At 59.2% G+C, this 13,833-nt stretch carries 16 protein-coding genes; 7 read left to right on the top strand and 9 right to left on the bottom strand.

Annotated elements, in window-relative coordinates; translation table 11 throughout:
* Positions 1-120 precede the first annotated feature (120 nt).
* A complete protein-coding gene (locus J7394_RS14665) occupies positions 121-822 on the top strand; it encodes a thioredoxin family protein (RefSeq protein ID WP_209254016.1) in 702 nt (233 codons plus the stop codon).
* Here J7394_RS14665 and J7394_RS14660 read toward each other — a convergent pair whose 3' ends face one another.
* The 4 genes from J7394_RS14660 to purB form a co-directional block, all read right to left on the bottom strand.
* On the bottom strand, positions 823-1,746 hold the full coding sequence (locus tag J7394_RS14660; protein WP_209254015.1) for a lysophospholipid acyltransferase family protein: 924 nt from the start codon (positions 1,744-1,746) through the stop codon (positions 823-825).
* A gap of 84 nt (positions 1,747-1,830) precedes the next feature.
* Entirely contained in the window at positions 1,831-2,916 is a 1,086-nt protein-coding gene (locus J7394_RS14655; protein WP_209254014.1) for a flagellar motor switch protein FliG, read from the bottom strand.
* 77 nt (positions 2,917-2,993) lie between these two features.
* On the bottom strand, positions 2,994-3,542 hold the full coding sequence (locus J7394_RS14650) for a hypothetical protein (RefSeq protein WP_209254012.1): 549 nt from the start codon (positions 3,540-3,542) through the stop codon (positions 2,994-2,996).
* A 174-nt stretch (positions 3,543-3,716) separates the two neighbouring features.
* On the bottom strand, positions 3,717-5,021 hold the full coding sequence (gene purB, locus J7394_RS14645; protein ID WP_209254010.1) for an adenylosuccinate lyase: 1,305 nt from the start codon (positions 5,019-5,021) through the stop codon (positions 3,717-3,719).
* Positions 5,022-5,138: 117 nt separating this feature from the next.
* On the opposite strand from purB, the gene J7394_RS14640 reads away from it, so the two are divergent.
* The 4 genes from J7394_RS14640 (at position 5,139) to J7394_RS14625 (ending at position 7,270) form a co-directional block, all read left to right on the top strand.
* Positions 5,139-5,567 (top strand): DUF6314 family protein, encoded by a 429-nt coding sequence (locus tag J7394_RS14640; protein ID WP_209254008.1) that lies wholly within the window; start codon positions 5,139-5,141, stop codon positions 5,565-5,567.
* Between the two features lie 72 nt (positions 5,568-5,639).
* The gene (locus J7394_RS14635; protein WP_209254006.1) at positions 5,640-6,227 is read left to right on the top strand and encodes a biotin transporter BioY; all 588 of its coding nucleotides are present in this window, start codon (positions 5,640-5,642) and stop codon (positions 6,225-6,227) included.
* Positions 6,228-6,367: 140 nt separating this feature from the next.
* Complete coding sequence (locus tag J7394_RS14630) at positions 6,368-6,925, top strand: hypothetical protein (protein WP_209254004.1); 558 nt, start codon at positions 6,368-6,370, stop codon at positions 6,923-6,925.
* A 9-nt stretch (positions 6,926-6,934) separates the two neighbouring features.
* A complete protein-coding gene (locus tag J7394_RS14625; protein WP_170374057.1) occupies positions 6,935-7,270 on the top strand; it encodes a hypothetical protein in 336 nt (111 codons plus the stop codon).
* A gap of 12 nt (positions 7,271-7,282) precedes the next feature.
* On the opposite strand, the gene J7394_RS14620 is transcribed toward J7394_RS14625, so the two are convergent.
* Positions 7,283-8,497: a bifunctional alpha/beta hydrolase/OsmC family protein gene (locus J7394_RS14620; RefSeq protein WP_209254002.1), complete on the bottom strand. Its 1,215-nt coding sequence runs from the start codon at positions 8,495-8,497 to the stop codon at positions 7,283-7,285.
* 216 nt (positions 8,498-8,713) lie between these two features.
* Here J7394_RS14620 and J7394_RS14615 point away from each other — a divergent pair, with 216 nt between their 5' ends.
* Positions 8,714-8,905, top strand: a complete 192-nt coding sequence (locus J7394_RS14615) for a hypothetical protein (RefSeq protein WP_209254000.1) — start codon at positions 8,714-8,716, stop codon at positions 8,903-8,905.
* Positions 8,906-8,909: 4 nt separating this feature from the next.
* Here the strand turns inward: J7394_RS14615 and dddP are convergent, their stop codons facing one another.
* Complete coding sequence (gene dddP / locus J7394_RS14610) at positions 8,910-10,253, bottom strand: dimethylsulfonioproprionate lyase DddP (RefSeq protein ID WP_209253998.1); 1,344 nt, start codon at positions 10,251-10,253, stop codon at positions 8,910-8,912.
* 124 nt (positions 10,254-10,377) lie between these two features.
* Here dddP and J7394_RS14605 point away from each other — a divergent pair, with 124 nt between their 5' ends.
* On the top strand, positions 10,378-11,121 hold the full coding sequence (locus J7394_RS14605) for a DUF3445 domain-containing protein (protein ID WP_209253996.1): 744 nt from the start codon (positions 10,378-10,380) through the stop codon (positions 11,119-11,121).
* Between the two features lie 36 nt (positions 11,122-11,157).
* On the opposite strand, the gene J7394_RS14600 is transcribed toward J7394_RS14605, so the two are convergent.
* From J7394_RS14600 to J7394_RS14590, 3 genes are all read right to left on the bottom strand, one after another.
* A complete protein-coding gene (locus J7394_RS14600) occupies positions 11,158-12,054 on the bottom strand; it encodes a hypothetical protein (protein ID WP_209253994.1) in 897 nt (298 codons plus the stop codon).
* 200 nt (positions 12,055-12,254) lie between these two features.
* On the bottom strand, positions 12,255-13,046 hold the full coding sequence (locus J7394_RS14595; RefSeq protein ID WP_209253992.1) for a lytic transglycosylase domain-containing protein: 792 nt from the start codon (positions 13,044-13,046) through the stop codon (positions 12,255-12,257).
* A 63-nt stretch (positions 13,047-13,109) separates the two neighbouring features.
* The gene (locus J7394_RS14590) at positions 13,110-13,754 is read right to left on the bottom strand and encodes an MSMEG_1061 family FMN-dependent PPOX-type flavoprotein (protein WP_209253990.1); all 645 of its coding nucleotides are present in this window, start codon (positions 13,752-13,754) and stop codon (positions 13,110-13,112) included.
* Positions 13,755-13,833 lie beyond the last annotated feature (79 nt).

Raw genomic sequence — 13,833 nt, 5'->3', positions numbered from 1 at the left:
GTGTATACTGTGGTATGCAAATTCAAGGGCAGGGGAGCGCCTCGTCTCAAGAAACCTTGATTGGAGCTTGAAGAGCAAAACGTTTATCCGTTTTGCATGATTTTCAAGCCGAGGGGACTCATGTTCAAATCCGCCCTAGCAGCCGCCATTCTATCCACCTGTGCCGCCTTTTCAGTATCGGCGCAAGAGGATCCGGTTGTGATTGAGCTGTTCACCTCGCAAGGGTGTTCGTCCTGCCCTCCGGCGGATCGGCTATTGCACGAGCTGGTCAAGCGCGACGACGTGATCGGGCTGGCGCTGCATGTGGACTACTGGGACTACATCGGCTGGAAGGACGAATACGCCATTCCTGATCATACGACGCGGCAGCGGGCCTATGCCCGCAATGGTGGCCGGTCGATGATCTACACGCCGCAGATGGTGATCAATGGGCGGCACGACGTGGTTGGCGCTCAAGTGCAGGAATTGGATCGGCTGATCAAGGCGCATCTGATCGCCGCGCCCACAGCCGAAGTGCAGGCTGAGCGTTCGGGGCAAGAGTTGACGGTGCGCGTGACGCCGATCGACTTACCTGCTGGCGAGACCTACGACGTGCGGATCGTCCAGTACACGCCGCTGCGTCACGCCTCGATCCGGCGTGGAGAGCTTGCGGGCCATGAACTCGACTATGCCAATGTGGTGGAAAGCTGGCAGATGGCGGGGCGCTGGGATGGGGTCAATGAGCAGACGTTTTCAGCGCAGTTGGCCTCGGACCTGCCAGCGGTTGTCATGGTACAGCGAGCAGGTCACGGGCCAATCATTGCCGCCGCGCATGCGAAGTGATCAGGGCATATCTTCGGGCTGAACACCCAGCCCGTTCCAGGCCTTCCAGCGGCGGTGAATCCAGAACCATTGCCCCATATGCTGGCGCACCATCTGTTCCAGATCATCATTGATACACTGCGTCATGGTTTTGGGGTCGGAATGCGGCACCGGGTCGTGCATCACGATCTCGAAATCCAGGCCATTGGCTTGGCGCACCGCGTAGCAGGGGATCATGACCGCGTTGAATTTCATCGCAAGTTCGGCGTTCAGAACGGATGTGACTGCGGGCTTGCCAAAGAACATCAACTCCTCGCCGCCGTGAACATGCAGGTCAGAGACGATGGCGATCATCTCACCGCCTTTGAGAGAGCGGACCATCTCAACCATTCCGCGCCGACCCTGTTCGAACATGGGCGAGCCGGTTTTGTAGAAGGCTTCGACATAGGCCTCATTGAAATAGGGGTTGGCCATGCGGCGATAGAGGCACCCCAGGGGGCGCCCGCTGCGGGCTTGCAGCGCGATCCGCGTTGCCAGATAGTGGCCGAAATGCGCGGCAATAATCATGACCGGTCGCCCCTCGGCGGAGGCGGCATCAAAAGCGGCGACACCGGGGCCGGACAGCTTGGCGTTGCGTTGGCGCGCTGTGAACCCTTCGGGCGAGAAGTGCTCCATCATGGCCCGACCTGCGTTGTCCGAAACCTCAGCCGAGATACGGTTAATGTCACGCTCTGACAGCTCGGGGCAGGTGAGTTTCAGGTTGTTTCGGACCCGTTTGCGAAATCCGACCAGAGGGGCCAATCCGCGCACCAAGGTACCCATTGCCGCGATGCGGGTCCCATAGGGCAGCAACCGCATGCCACCGATCACGCCTTTCAGGAACAGACTGGCGACATAGTATTTCCCAAGCTCAAACCGGCTGAGCTCTGACTTTTCGACAGGCATGGAGGTGTCTCACGGCGTGTTGCGTTTTGCTGGGCCAGACATACAGGCCCGGCCCGGCAAGCTCAAGCACTCTGCCGGGTGAGGTCAGTCTTCGTCTTCTTCCGGCTCGACCAATGTCAGCGTGCCATCGTCCACCAAGGTGCGGATTGCACCTACGATTTTAGTCATCGCCTCTTCGGCCTCGGACTGTTTGACGCGCCCGCGTTCAGCCATTTCTTCGCGCAGATTATCCGCCATACGGGCGGAGATGTTGGTCAGGATGAACTCGACCGAGGCCTTGTCATCATCAGCGGCGGCCCCCGCCAGCGCGGTGACAAGGCTGGCTTGTTCCACCCCGCGCAGAATGGCGGGCACGTCGCGCGTCGCGATACGGGCCGGGATATGCGCGAAGGTGAAGATGGATTGACGCACAATGTCTGCGAATTCGGCATCCTCTTCGTTCAGAGCTGTCAGCAACCCGTCGCGGGTCGAGGCTGCCGATTGGTTCAGTATGGCCCCCACACGCGCGCCGGGGCCGTCGGAAAACGCCTGCGACGGGCGTTGATCCAGTTGTGCGGCCAGCGACCAGCCGATCCGTTCTACAGCTTCAGGGGTCACATTGGCCGTTTTGGAGATCGCATAGGTGATGCGCCGCGCAATGGGGCCGGGCAGGTGCCCCAGCAATTGCGCGGCTTTGGCTGTGTCGAGTTTGGACAGCATAACGGCGGCCACCTCGGTACTTTCTGCCTGCGCCATCTGGGCCAGATCCTCGGCCGAAATCTCGCGCAGTCGTTGCCACGGATCGCCGATCTGACGCACGCCAGCGATCTTGCGCAATCTCGCAGCGGTGGCGGGGGCAATCTTGCCGTTGACCGCATCCAGCGCACCAGCGAGCCCATGGGGGAAGGACAGACCCACGCTATCCAGCGCATCGCCAAATTCCTGCGCCACGGCATCCAGCGTCACACGGTCCACAAGACCCATCTGACCCAGTTGATGCGTGAGTGTTTCCTGCAAATCGTCGGGCAGCTCCTCTAACGGAATATCCGCCCCTTCATTCAGCAACAGACGCACCACGATAGCGGCCTTTTGACGATTGCTGAGTGTGCGCGGGACGACACGGGGCGCGTCGTCCGCCTGACCTGCGCCCGAGGGCTGAGCCCCCTGGGCCACCTGAACCAAAGTATTCATGTCCTGCATCTGCCTGCGGTGTCAAAGTTCCGTTCCACAGGCAGGTTAGCGGGAATCAGGTAAAGAAAGGCTGAACCTCAGTAGTTATAGGTCAGCCCGGTCTTGATGGCCTCGCGCAGAGACGCCTCGGCCCAGGTGCCTTCGCCTCCACGCGCCTTGATTTCGCGCCACTGCGCAATGGCCAGATCAGTTTTCCCTTCGGAAACAAAACCCTGAGCCATATAGCTGCGCGCCAGAAGGTTGTCGGGGTTGGTGGCGATGGCCTGCTCGTAATAGGCGTTTGCTAGCTCAATGTTGCCCATCTTGCGGTGCGTGAAGCCCCAGTAGGTCAGAACGCGGTCATCGCTTTGATCGCTCATCACGCGCAGGATGTTCTGGGCGTTTTCCAACTGACCATCATAAGCCAGCTCACGCACGGCTTCATAGAGGTCCTCATCGGTGAAATTCGTAGCACTCGGTTTTACACAGCGCCCGCGCTCTTCGCTCCAGACCCGGCCGAACAGGCATTTCTTTGTCGTGTTGGTGGGCTTGGGTGGATTGGCACCGCCGCCACCTGCCGCGTGGGCTGCGATGGGGGAAAAGGCGAAAGAGGTCAGTGCAATCGCGGATGCAAGAAGAATGCGCATAGTTTTAACTCCGTGGTCAGGTCTGCTCATTGAAATCATAGTGTGATCTTCAAAAAAGCTAACACCGGAGCTTTTCGATTTATTCACAAAGCAGACAGAATTTTTGTTCACGAAGTGCGTGAGGATGCAAAAAACGCCCGGTCGATGAGGGGCCGGGCGCTTTTCTGGGATGGTTTATTCGCCGAAGACACGCTCGAAAATCGTGTCGACATGCTTGGTGTGGTAGCCCAGGTCGAATTTCTCTTCGATCTCTTCTACGCTGAGGGCGGCGGTCACGTCGGAATCTGCCAGCAGTTCCTCTTTGAAATCGGTGCGGTGTTCCCAGACTTTCAACGCGTTGCGCTGAACCATGGCATAGGCATCTTCGCGGCTGACACCGGCTTGGGTTAGCGCCAGCAGCACGCGCTGGCTCATCACGAGGCCGGGGAACTTGTTCATGTTCTCCAGCATGTTTTCAGGGAAGATCAGCATTTTGTCGACAACGCCGGTCAGTCGGGACAAGGCGAAGTCCAGCGTGATTGTGGCGTCCGGCCCGATCATGCGCTCGACCGAGGAATGCGAGATATCGCGTTCATGCCAGAGCGCCACGTTTTCCATCGCCGGGATCACCGCTGCACGCACCATGCGGGCCAGACCTGTCAGGTTTTCGGTCAGCACAGGGTTCTTCTTGTGCGGCATCGCCGAGGAGCCTTTTTGACCCATCGAGAAGAATTCGGCCCCCTCCAGCACCTCAGTCCGCTGCATGTGACGGATTTCGATGGCGATGTTCTCAATGCTGCTGGCGATGACACCCAGAGTGGCAAAGAAGGCCGCGTGGCGGTCGCGCGGGATGACCTGAGTGCTGATCGGCTCGGGCACCAGACCCAACTGGTCGCACACATGCTCTTCAACGCGCGGGTCGATGTTCGCAAAGGTGCCGACCGCGCCGCTGATCGCGCCGGTGGCGATTTCGGCGCGCGCGTCACGCATACGAGACAGGTTGCGATCCATCTCGGCGTAGAAGCGGGCGAAGGTCAGGCCCATCGTCGTCGGCTCAGCGTGGATGCCGTGGCTGCGGCCGATGCGAACCGTGTTTTTGTGTTCGATGGCGCGGCGCTTCAGAGCAGCCAGCAACCCTTCGAGGTCTGCGATCAGAATATCGGCGGCGCGGGTCAGCTGTACGTTGAAGCAGGTATCCAGAACGTCTGAGCTGGTCATGCCCTGATGGACAAAGCGGGCCTCTTCGCTGCCCACATGCTCGGCCAGGTGAGTCAGGAAGGCGATGACGTCGTGCTTGGTGACGGCCTCGATCTCATCAATGCGGGCCACGTCGAATTCCACGTCCTTGGCTTTCCACACCGCGTCGGCGTTCTCACGCGGGATCACGCCCAGATCGGCCATGGCTTCGCAGGCATGCGCCTCGATTTCGTACCAGATGCGGAACTTGGTTTCGGGCGACCAGATGGCAACCATCTCGGGACGGGAATAACGGGGAATCATTGGCAGCAGGACCTTATTGTGATTTGGCAGAGAGCGATGCGGCGGGGTTTAACGCCGCAGGCGTATGGGAACAAGGCATGAGTGCCCGATTGCGGCGATCTGGCCGGGATAGTGAAAATGACGACCGTACCAACGACATTGTCCGATTTCGAAGGGCGCTGGCGCCTGACGCGCACGATCCGCGATGCGCGGGCCGGGCAGGTCCTGCAGGCAGAGGGAGAGGCCCTGCTTCTGCGATCCGAGGACGGGCTGATCTACATCGAAGAGGTGACGCTCAACATCCCCGGACAGCCTCCGATGAAAGGAACCCGCAAGTATTTATGGCGCGACGGCGCGGATCGCGTGCTGATCCATTTCGACGACGGCCGGTTTTTCCATGCCTTGACGCTGGGCGCGCAAAACGCCTCGGACCACCATGATTGTGCGCCTGACAGCTACGATGCGGTCTATGATTTCCACGACTGGCCCCGCTGGTCGGTGCAATGGACGGTGAATGGGCCGCGAAAATCCTACGAAATGACCACAGACTATGCTGCGATAGCGTAATCATGTTGCAGTTTGGGCGCCGACAGGGCATTGCTGGTGCAGAAATCTTGGTCCGAATTGGGAGAAGTTAAGATGAATGTAAACGTTCTGGCCAATGCGTTTGGCCCGCGTGAAGGGACGGCGCTGCTGGTCAAGCAGGTTGTTCTGGTCGCTCTGGGCATCGTGGCCCTAGCGGTTGCTGCGAAAATCAAAGTGCCGATGTGGCCTGTTCCTATCACAATGGGCACTTTTGCTGTCTTGACCATCGGCACCGCCTATGGCGCACGTTTGGGTCTGATCACCATGCTTGGCTACCTGTTGGTTGGCGCGCTGGGCTTTGACGTGTTCGCAGGTTCCTCGGCCGAGAAGTTCGGTCTGACCTACATGATGGGCGGCACCGGCGGCTATCTGGTCGGCTACCTTATGGCGACCGTTCTGCTGGGCGCTCTGGCCGCGCGCGGCTGGGACCGCTCGGTTACCAAACTGGCACTGGCGCTACTGCTGGCCAACGTTCTGATCTACGTACCGGGCCTGCTGTGGCTGGGTCAGCTCTACGGTTGGGACAAGCCGATCCTGGAATGGGGCCTGACACCGTTCCTGCTGGGCGACGCCATCAAGCTGGGTCTGGCGGCACTGCTGATCCCCGCCGTTTGGAAACTGGTCGGAGAGGCGCGCAGCTAAGCGCCTGAGCCTGCTGAAATTCTAACCCGCGCCCCGAGATCCGAGGCGCGGGTTTTTTCTTTTCCAGGCAAGGGGGTGCTGGACAAGACCAGCCGCGACGGGCCAATCTGCGATCAGTGAAATAATTAGGCAATTGAGATATGCGTATTCGTTTAAAGACGGCTCTGGCGGCCTGCGCGGCCCTTTGGGTCGGGGCGGCTGTGCCAGCTGCCGCAGATACCCCGGTGACTTATACCGACGCCGAGCGTGCGCTCTTCAGCTTTGCGGTGCCGGATTTCTGGGTGCTGCGCACAGGCGGACCACGCGACATTGAAGACACGGAGCTGGGCGACCCCCGCGCTGTGGCGCGTGTGATGGGGTTCAAGCCGGTCACGGATGACTCGGTCTGGATGGGCTTTGTCTCGCCGGCAGGAGTTAACAGCATTCAGGACGGGTTGCGGTATCTGGAGGATATCGACAAGTTTCTGGTGAATGATCCTACGGTGACCAGCACCAGCGACACTCGGATTGCAGGGCTGCCCGCCAAGGTGATCCGAGGCACCGGCACGCGCGACGGAGGCGTAAGTTTCACCGCCACCATCATTGATCTGCCCCGTGGGCGCGTTGCGATTGCCGTGACAATCCTGCGGAATGGGGCCGATCCTGCCTATGTGGATGATCTGAACGCCGTGTTCGCGTCGTTTCGGTCGTTGCAATAGGAGGCTCAGATGACACGTAAACTGATGAAGCGATCCGTTCTTGTGTTGGGTCTGGGGATTTCAAGCCTGACTCTGGCGGCCTGTGATGGCGTCAGCGTCGGGGTAGGGGTCGGATACGGGTATGATCCCTTCTACGACTCGATGCTGTGGAACGATTATTACCACGACGTGGATGTGGATATCGATATCGACCGTCCGGACAGGCCGGACCGACCGCCAGTCAATAGACCTCCGGCACGTCCGACGCCGCCGATCGCGAAGCCGCCAGCGCGGCCACGGCCTCCGGTTGCGCGACCGCCAGCAGCGCGGCCTCCGATCCATCGGCCCGCGCCTCGCAGGGGCTGAGAATCGTCACGCTCAGGGGAGGAGTTCGGTTGTGATATGCGCCGAACCCTCCAGCGTGCGATGCACCGGGCATTTGTCGGCGATTTCCAGAAGACGGTCGCGCTGGGCCTGATCCAGAGGCCCCTCTAGCCGGATCTTGCGGCGGAATAGATCGACCTTGGCGTCGCCGTTCAGTCCGGCATCCTGCGCGTGGACCTTGTTGTGACACACATCGACCGACACTCGGGTCAGCGGCCATTTCTTGCGGCGTGCGTACATGCGGATCGTCATCGACGTACATGCGCCAAGTCCCGACGAGACAAAGCCGTAAGGCGACATGCCGCGATCCGTACCGCCGTATGAGGCGGGCTCATCTGCGACGACGTGATGGCGCGGTCCCGCCTGGATATCTTGCAAAAAGCCATTGGGATCGGCCTCGGTCACCCGGACAACACCTTCGGGCGCGCCCGGTGGCGGGGCAGGCGGGCGCAGTTCGATGTAACGCGACACCCACGCCGAAATGACATCAGCGGCATATTCGGCGTCTTTGGCGCGCGTGATCAGGTGATCGGCATCGTCGAGCGTCACGAAGCTTTTGGGATGTTTGGCCGCCATAAAGAGCGTGCTGGCATTGTCGATGCTCACCGTCTCATCCCGCGGTGCGTGCAGGATCAAAAGCGCGGCCTTCAGGTCGGCGACCGAGGGGGTCAACGCGGCCTCCGAGATGTCATCGACAAAGGCCTTGCCAATGCGGAAGGGGCGACCGCCCAGAGAAACCTCGGCGCTGCCCTCTTGTTCGATCTCGGGCAGGGCCTGTTCGAAATGGTGCGAGACGTGCCCTGGATCGGCTGGCGCCCCAAGCGTTACCACCGCCTTGACCGAAGGAATGCCCGCCCGCGCGCGCAGAACCGCAGCGCCCCCGAGGGAATGCCCAATCAGCAACGCGGGGGGCATGTCTCGGCCCACAAGGTAGTGCGCGGCCGCGATCAGGTCCTCCACATTCGAAGTAAAGGTTGTGTTTGCGAACTCACCCTCGGAATGGCCCAGTCCCGTGAAATCAAAACGCAAAACGGCAATGCCCATTGCCGCCAAACGGGCCGAAATCCGACGCGCGGCAGGAATGTCCTTTGAGCAGGTGAAGCAATGCGCAAACAGAGCGGTCGCCAGGACGGGTCCTTCCGGCAGGTCGAGTCGCGCGGCCAGACGGCCGCCGTCGTGACCGGCAAAAGTGATGCGTTCGGTGGGCATGGCAGTTCCTTGGATTTCGGTATGGGATCAATAGTGTGCAGTTGTGCCGGATGTCTCAACCCCATTGTAGGAAGCGTCACGGGAAGGTGAGCAAAAACCAGTGATTATTTCGGTATTCACGAAATGTGATGATACACACATCAAATATTCGTTTTCATAATTGATCTCTTCCCCCCATCTTGCAGCTGTCACACCAAGCAAGACAAGGAGACCGAGATGACACATACGGCATGCGCTCCGCGCCAGCATAACCTCCGCGCTGATCTGCTGATCCTTATCGCGCTTAGCGGGGTATTGGGCTTTTCACTGGGTCAGAATTGGGAAAGGGCGACCCCGACCAGTGTCGAAGCCGCCCTTCCATACGAGGATTGGCACGGGAATGTCCGGCGTTCAACCTGGCCGGATTGAGTGCTTATTCCAGCCCCATCAAACGGGCATCAAACGGGTATTTGGTCAGGTTCTCATAGCCGTCTTCGGTGATCAGAACCTGATCTTCCAGCTTGATCGAAAAGTCCCCACCGACCTCACCAACGGCGGCCTCAACGCACAGGACCATGCCGGGTTCGAGTGCGTAGTCATAGGCGCCCGCGACCGCTTTGTCCGGGTACGCGACCAGAGGCCATTCATCGCACAGACCGACGCCATGCATCAGGCAGCCGTATTTCTGGGCCTGAAACTTGTCATCGAGCCTATGTGTATTGGCGGTAAGCTCAGGGATCATGACGCCGGGTTTCAGCATCTCCATGTTGGTCATGATATGCTCATGCGCGTGCTGCATGGCATAGATCATGTCCGGGCGCGGCTTCTGGTCACCGATCCACCAAGTGCGCGAGATATCCACGCAAATCCCGTAAGAGCCAACCAGATCGGTATCAAAGGCGATGATCTCGTTCTGTTGGGTGATGCGTGGGCCGCATTCCTGGAACCACGGGTTGGTGCGCTGACCCGAAGCCAGCAGGCGGGTTTCAATCCACTCGCCACCGCGGCGGATGTTTTCAGCGTGTAAAACCGCCCAGATGTCATCTTCCGAGGTCTTGCCATCCCCCACATTGGCGCGGGCGAATTTCTCCATCTCAGCCACGGCGGTTTCGCAGGCGTGGCTGGCGCAGCGCATGGCCAGAATCTCATCCGGGCCTTTGATGGCGCGGGTTTTCTCGGTCAGCTCTTCGCCTTCCATCACCTCAAAACCCTGCGCCTCAAGCGCGCGCAGACCGTGCAGCATGATCTTGTCGACGGCCAGACGCTTGTTGCCGCCGCTATGTTCCTCGATCAGGATCCGCACCTCGTTCGAAAACACATCAGCCGCGACATCCACCTTGTCGCCCCGGTCGAAATAGAACAGGTCCGCGCCCGAGCGCTGCTCGCGCACAAGCGGGTTGAATTCGGACAGGAAAGGTGAGTTCTTGTAGTCCCAGATCACCATATACCCGTCAGCGCACAGCAGAACGGCGCGGAATGGGTTGTGGGTGTTCCACAGCTGCATGTTCGTGCTGTCGGTTGCATAGCGGATATTGAGCGGGTCAAAAATCAGCAGCCCGCCATAGCCACGATCCACGATGGCTTGGGTCAGACGCTTCCAGCGATATTCCCGCATACGCTCGAGGTTAGGCAGGACCAGCCCGGCTGCTGCCCATTCCTCAAAGGCAAGTTGCGTGGGCCCGATTTCGATTCGGTCATTGTCATTCGGCGTACCATCGCCGAGCGTTGCGCCTCGGGTCGGGTCGATTTTACGCGTGTCGCGGTAATGCTGGTTCATGACTGGCCTCTGCTGGTTCGCCCCAGAGGTATCAAACTTCGGTCTGGGGTGTCCCAGAAGAATACGACGGATTCTTGGTCGCTTTTTTGCCGACAGTCGGTCAGGCCAATGATAAGTGGATGGCATGGTTGCCATTTTACAGTCCAGTATCCCATACGATCCGAGCCAAACCCGCGCCTTGCCGGGCATTCAGCCCACCGATATGTCGGAATGGTTGCACCAGGACGATGCATTCGCCGCGCAAATGGCGCACCGTGCCGCGCTGTTGAAAAGCCAGCGGGACGATGTGCTGGCCCTGTCCCCCGAGGCGGAGCCAGCCGCGCAAGAGCTGTTACAGCTTGTGCTGCGCAAAACCTACCCAGAGGCGACGGACTGCGCTTTGCGCCCGGATGGTGTTCGTGTGCCGATTGATTTTGCAAACCCGTTGGATACGCTGTGCAATCTGGTGCAAGAGGATTTCTGCATCCTCCAGAAACACGGGGATGAGCATGTTCTGACCGGTGCGATCCTGTGCTTTCCAGCCAGTTGGCGCTTGCGTGAAAAGTTTATGCGGCCGTTGGTTGGAATTCATGTGCCCGTGGACAGTTATGATGACAATATCGCTCGTCGTGTGCAGCGCCTGTTTGACGGGATACAACCGGGGCGACCGCTCTGGCGGTTCAATGCCCTCTGGTATGACGACCCTGAGCTGCACCAGCCCCGTAGCGCCAGCAATCCGCGTGAAATCCGCGATCGTGGTCGCGCCCCTTATTTGCGAAGTGAGCGCCAGACACTTCTGCGCCTACCGGAAACGCGCGCCGTGGTGTTTTCGATCCATACCTATGTTTTGTCTGCAAACCAGCTGCCAAAAATGGAAAACCCCGCCTGATGGCGGGGCCTCCAAGGAGGGTCTTCGGTAATGAGGTTACATGCCAAGCACGGTGGCGACATCGGCAAACGCGTTGCTGGTGTTCAGCGCTACGATCGCAATGGTAAAGACCAGAACTTGTGTGTTCAGGCGGAAATCCTCACCTCGGATCAGGTTGACCGCAGCCATCGACACAGCAATCGGAGCGGACATGCTTGCGACTACACCCGTCAGGCACCAGCTGCTCAGCCGTAGGGCGTCGCTGGGACGATCCGAGGTTTCCTCTTGCGGATCGGGCGTGGCCTGCGCCACCGGGTCATCTTCGGTGCGAAAGGCGATGCTCAGCAATTGCTCATCGGTTAGTTGGATGGGGCGGGGGGCAGGGGCGGCAATCTCGGGCTCTTCGAGTTCCGGATAGTTCAAGCCCGCAAATTGCCCTGTCACGGCCTGAAAAATCTGCTTGCGGCTTCTGGGTTTGGTCGGCGCCAGCGTGTCGAAGGCGCTCATGAACTGCTCGACGGTCAGAACCGTGTGCGGCGACATCCATTCCACCCGCTGGGATGAGCAGATGTCGACCATGCGATACAGGATGACCACCAGCATCAGCTCCGAGATCTCGGAATCATCCAGCAGGGGGGACACCGGGGAGATCTTGATAACCAAACGGTTGCGAGGACGCGACGCAGACGGCCTGACCAGGGTCTTCAGCCCGGCGGCACGGTCCAGACGCTCATGCCGGTCGTCGGGCTGCAGGTCCTCGGTCTCGAGCGTGAGCCGCACGAGATACTGGCTGCAGACGATGCTGGCCTCTGTGTTGCTCAGCAGGGCCTTGCGCTCAACGAGGTGGCCGTAGTCTTCCAGGGTCGCAGCGACAATGGTTCCGAAACGCTCGACTGCGCCGTCGGTGTCGCCTGCAAATTGCAAGCCGCCATGATAGCTGTGATTTTTGGTCACTGCGCATTCCTTTGTCGCAAACCGTCTTGGGAAGCATTCTAAAGCGCGATGTGGGGCAGAATTTGGCGAAATTGCAAAAAAAATCGAAATTCAGATTGATTGATTACGCTTTGGAAACCAAGCGATTGAGGCTTTTTCCGTACAACTATGGCGATATTGTGGCTGAACTGTGAGAGGCGCGCGGCGGGATCGCGGCCAGGCTATCCATCGATTCGGGCGGCCATTATCGCGATCGATTGCTGGTAAACCGAGGCTGCGTTCCACTGCTGGATAACCTTGAAATTTGGCTGCCCCGGCTGGTAGCCGCGACCGGGTTTCCAGCCCTTCTTGCGCAGGAAATTGGCGGTTGAGGCCAACGCATCCGTCATGTTGTAGAAGTCCACACGCCGGTCCCCAGTAGCATCGACACCGTAGGTCAGCGCGTTGCCGGGCAGAAACTGAGTATGGCCCAACTCGCCATGTTTTGCCCCTTTTGTCGCCATGGTGATACTGCCCTGATCGACCAGCTTCAGTGCCCCAATTGCATGGGGAATGAAGAACTCGGATCGGCGACAATCATAGGCCAGAGTGGTTATTGCTGACACAACCTGACTGTCGCCCATAAAACCCCCAAAGCCGGTTTCCATGCCGTGGATGGCGATCAGAACCCCGGCGGGAACTCCATATTGGCGTTCCAACGCGGCGTAGAAATCCGGGTTTCTGGCCTTCCGTTTGCGTCCCTGTGCAACGATGGTATCGGCCCCGCGCACGCGCATGAATTTGTCCAGCGAGTATTTGAAGCTTTTCTGGTTGCGATCCGCGGCAATGGTTCCGGTCGCATATTGCGTTTGCGCCAAGGCCTGCAGGCCCTTCTTCTTTACCCCGGATTTCTTGGCCTGCTTTGCGAAATCTGCTTTCCAAGCCTCGAACCCGGCACTGGTATTCCCACAGGGGGCCGCGAGACCAAGCGTCGGTGCAGACAGGGCGAGCGTCAGGGTTAGAATGCGCAACATAAGGTCAATTCCTTCATACAATCTGCACCAAGGCTAGCCGCCAGCCCTTGCTTCGCAAAGGGTTTAATACAGGTCCAACTCACCTGCTTGCTTGAGGTCTTCGAACCATTCATCGGGGGTTTTGTCGATCTTGGCGTGTTTGACCATCATCGCGTTCATATTCGGCAGGTCTGAGGAGTCAGGCCAGTTCTCCGGCTGCCAGAGGTTGGAGCGGATGACGCATTTAGGGCAGTGGGCAAAGGCGGTTTCGACATGGATCAGCAGCGCCAACTTGGGCGCTTTGCCTTTGATGGCCATGGTACCCAAGAGCGTTTCATCGGAACAGATGCGCGCCGTACCGCGAAGGCGCAGCGTCTCCATCTTGCCGGGGACGAAGAAGATTACACTGACGCGTGGGTCTTTCAGAACGTTGTGAAAGGTATCGACGCGTTTGTTGCCGGGTCGGTCAGGGATAGCGAGCATTTTATCCGAGATGACATGCACGAAGCCTTCGGGATCGCCACGCGGCGAGATATCAAGATACCCGTCCGGGTTGGCTGATGCTATCAGGCAGAATGTGGACCTGTCGATGAAGTCCCGGCACATCTGATCCAGAGCCGACAGTTCCTTTGCGATGATCTGAGGCAATGGCGCGCCGGTAATGCCTTCCAGCTGTTCCGCCGAGGTCACATATTCGGTGAATTGCGCGAACGGGTCATCGGGTGACATGCGCTCTCTCCCAACCTGTTTTGACTGTCAGTTTGAAAGATCACGCCAAACGAAACAAGGGCGCCCGAATGGACGCCCT

The sequence above is a fragment of the Ruegeria sp. R13_0 genome (assembly GCF_017743995.1).
Classification (GTDB): domain Bacteria; phylum Pseudomonadota; class Alphaproteobacteria; order Rhodobacterales; family Rhodobacteraceae; genus Ruegeria.
The sequence above is the reverse complement of the archived record's forward strand: the minus strand, read 5'-3'. Positions and strand labels throughout refer to the sequence as shown.

What these genes read in the sequence shown, in the direction of transcription:
- J7394_RS14665 (WP_209254016.1), top strand. Translation starts at nt 121, where the DNA reads ATGTTCAAATCCGCCCTAGCAGCCGCCATTCTATCCACCTGTGCCGCC.
- J7394_RS14660 (WP_209254015.1), bottom strand. Translation starts at nt 1,746, where the DNA reads ATGCCTGTCGAAAAGTCAGAGCTCAGCCGGTTTGAGCTTGGGAAATAC.
- J7394_RS14655 (WP_209254014.1), bottom strand. Translation starts at nt 2,916, where the DNA reads ATGAATACTTTGGTTCAGGTGGCCCAGGGGGCTCAGCCCTCGGGCGCA.
- J7394_RS14650 (WP_209254012.1), bottom strand. Translation starts at nt 3,542, where the DNA reads ATGCGCATTCTTCTTGCATCCGCGATTGCACTGACCTCTTTCGCCTTT.
- purB (WP_209254010.1), bottom strand. Translation starts at nt 5,021, where the DNA reads ATGATTCCCCGTTATTCCCGTCCCGAGATGGTTGCCATCTGGTCGCCC.
- J7394_RS14640 (WP_209254008.1), top strand. Translation starts at nt 5,139, where the DNA reads ATGACGACCGTACCAACGACATTGTCCGATTTCGAAGGGCGCTGGCGC.
- J7394_RS14635 (WP_209254006.1), top strand. Translation starts at nt 5,640, where the DNA reads ATGAATGTAAACGTTCTGGCCAATGCGTTTGGCCCGCGTGAAGGGACG.
- J7394_RS14630 (WP_209254004.1), top strand. Translation starts at nt 6,368, where the DNA reads ATGCGTATTCGTTTAAAGACGGCTCTGGCGGCCTGCGCGGCCCTTTGG.
- J7394_RS14625 (WP_170374057.1), top strand. Translation starts at nt 6,935, where the DNA reads ATGACACGTAAACTGATGAAGCGATCCGTTCTTGTGTTGGGTCTGGGG.
- J7394_RS14620 (WP_209254002.1), bottom strand. Translation starts at nt 8,497, where the DNA reads ATGCCCACCGAACGCATCACTTTTGCCGGTCACGACGGCGGCCGTCTG.
- J7394_RS14615 (WP_209254000.1), top strand. Translation starts at nt 8,714, where the DNA reads ATGACACATACGGCATGCGCTCCGCGCCAGCATAACCTCCGCGCTGAT.
- dddP (WP_209253998.1), bottom strand. Translation starts at nt 10,253, where the DNA reads ATGAACCAGCATTACCGCGACACGCGTAAAATCGACCCGACCCGAGGC.
- J7394_RS14605 (WP_209253996.1), top strand. Translation starts at nt 10,378, where the DNA reads ATGGTTGCCATTTTACAGTCCAGTATCCCATACGATCCGAGCCAAACC.
- J7394_RS14595 (WP_209253992.1), bottom strand. Translation starts at nt 13,046, where the DNA reads ATGTTGCGCATTCTAACCCTGACGCTCGCCCTGTCTGCACCGACGCTT.
- J7394_RS14590 (WP_209253990.1), bottom strand. Translation starts at nt 13,754, where the DNA reads ATGTCACCCGATGACCCGTTCGCGCAATTCACCGAATATGTGACCTCG.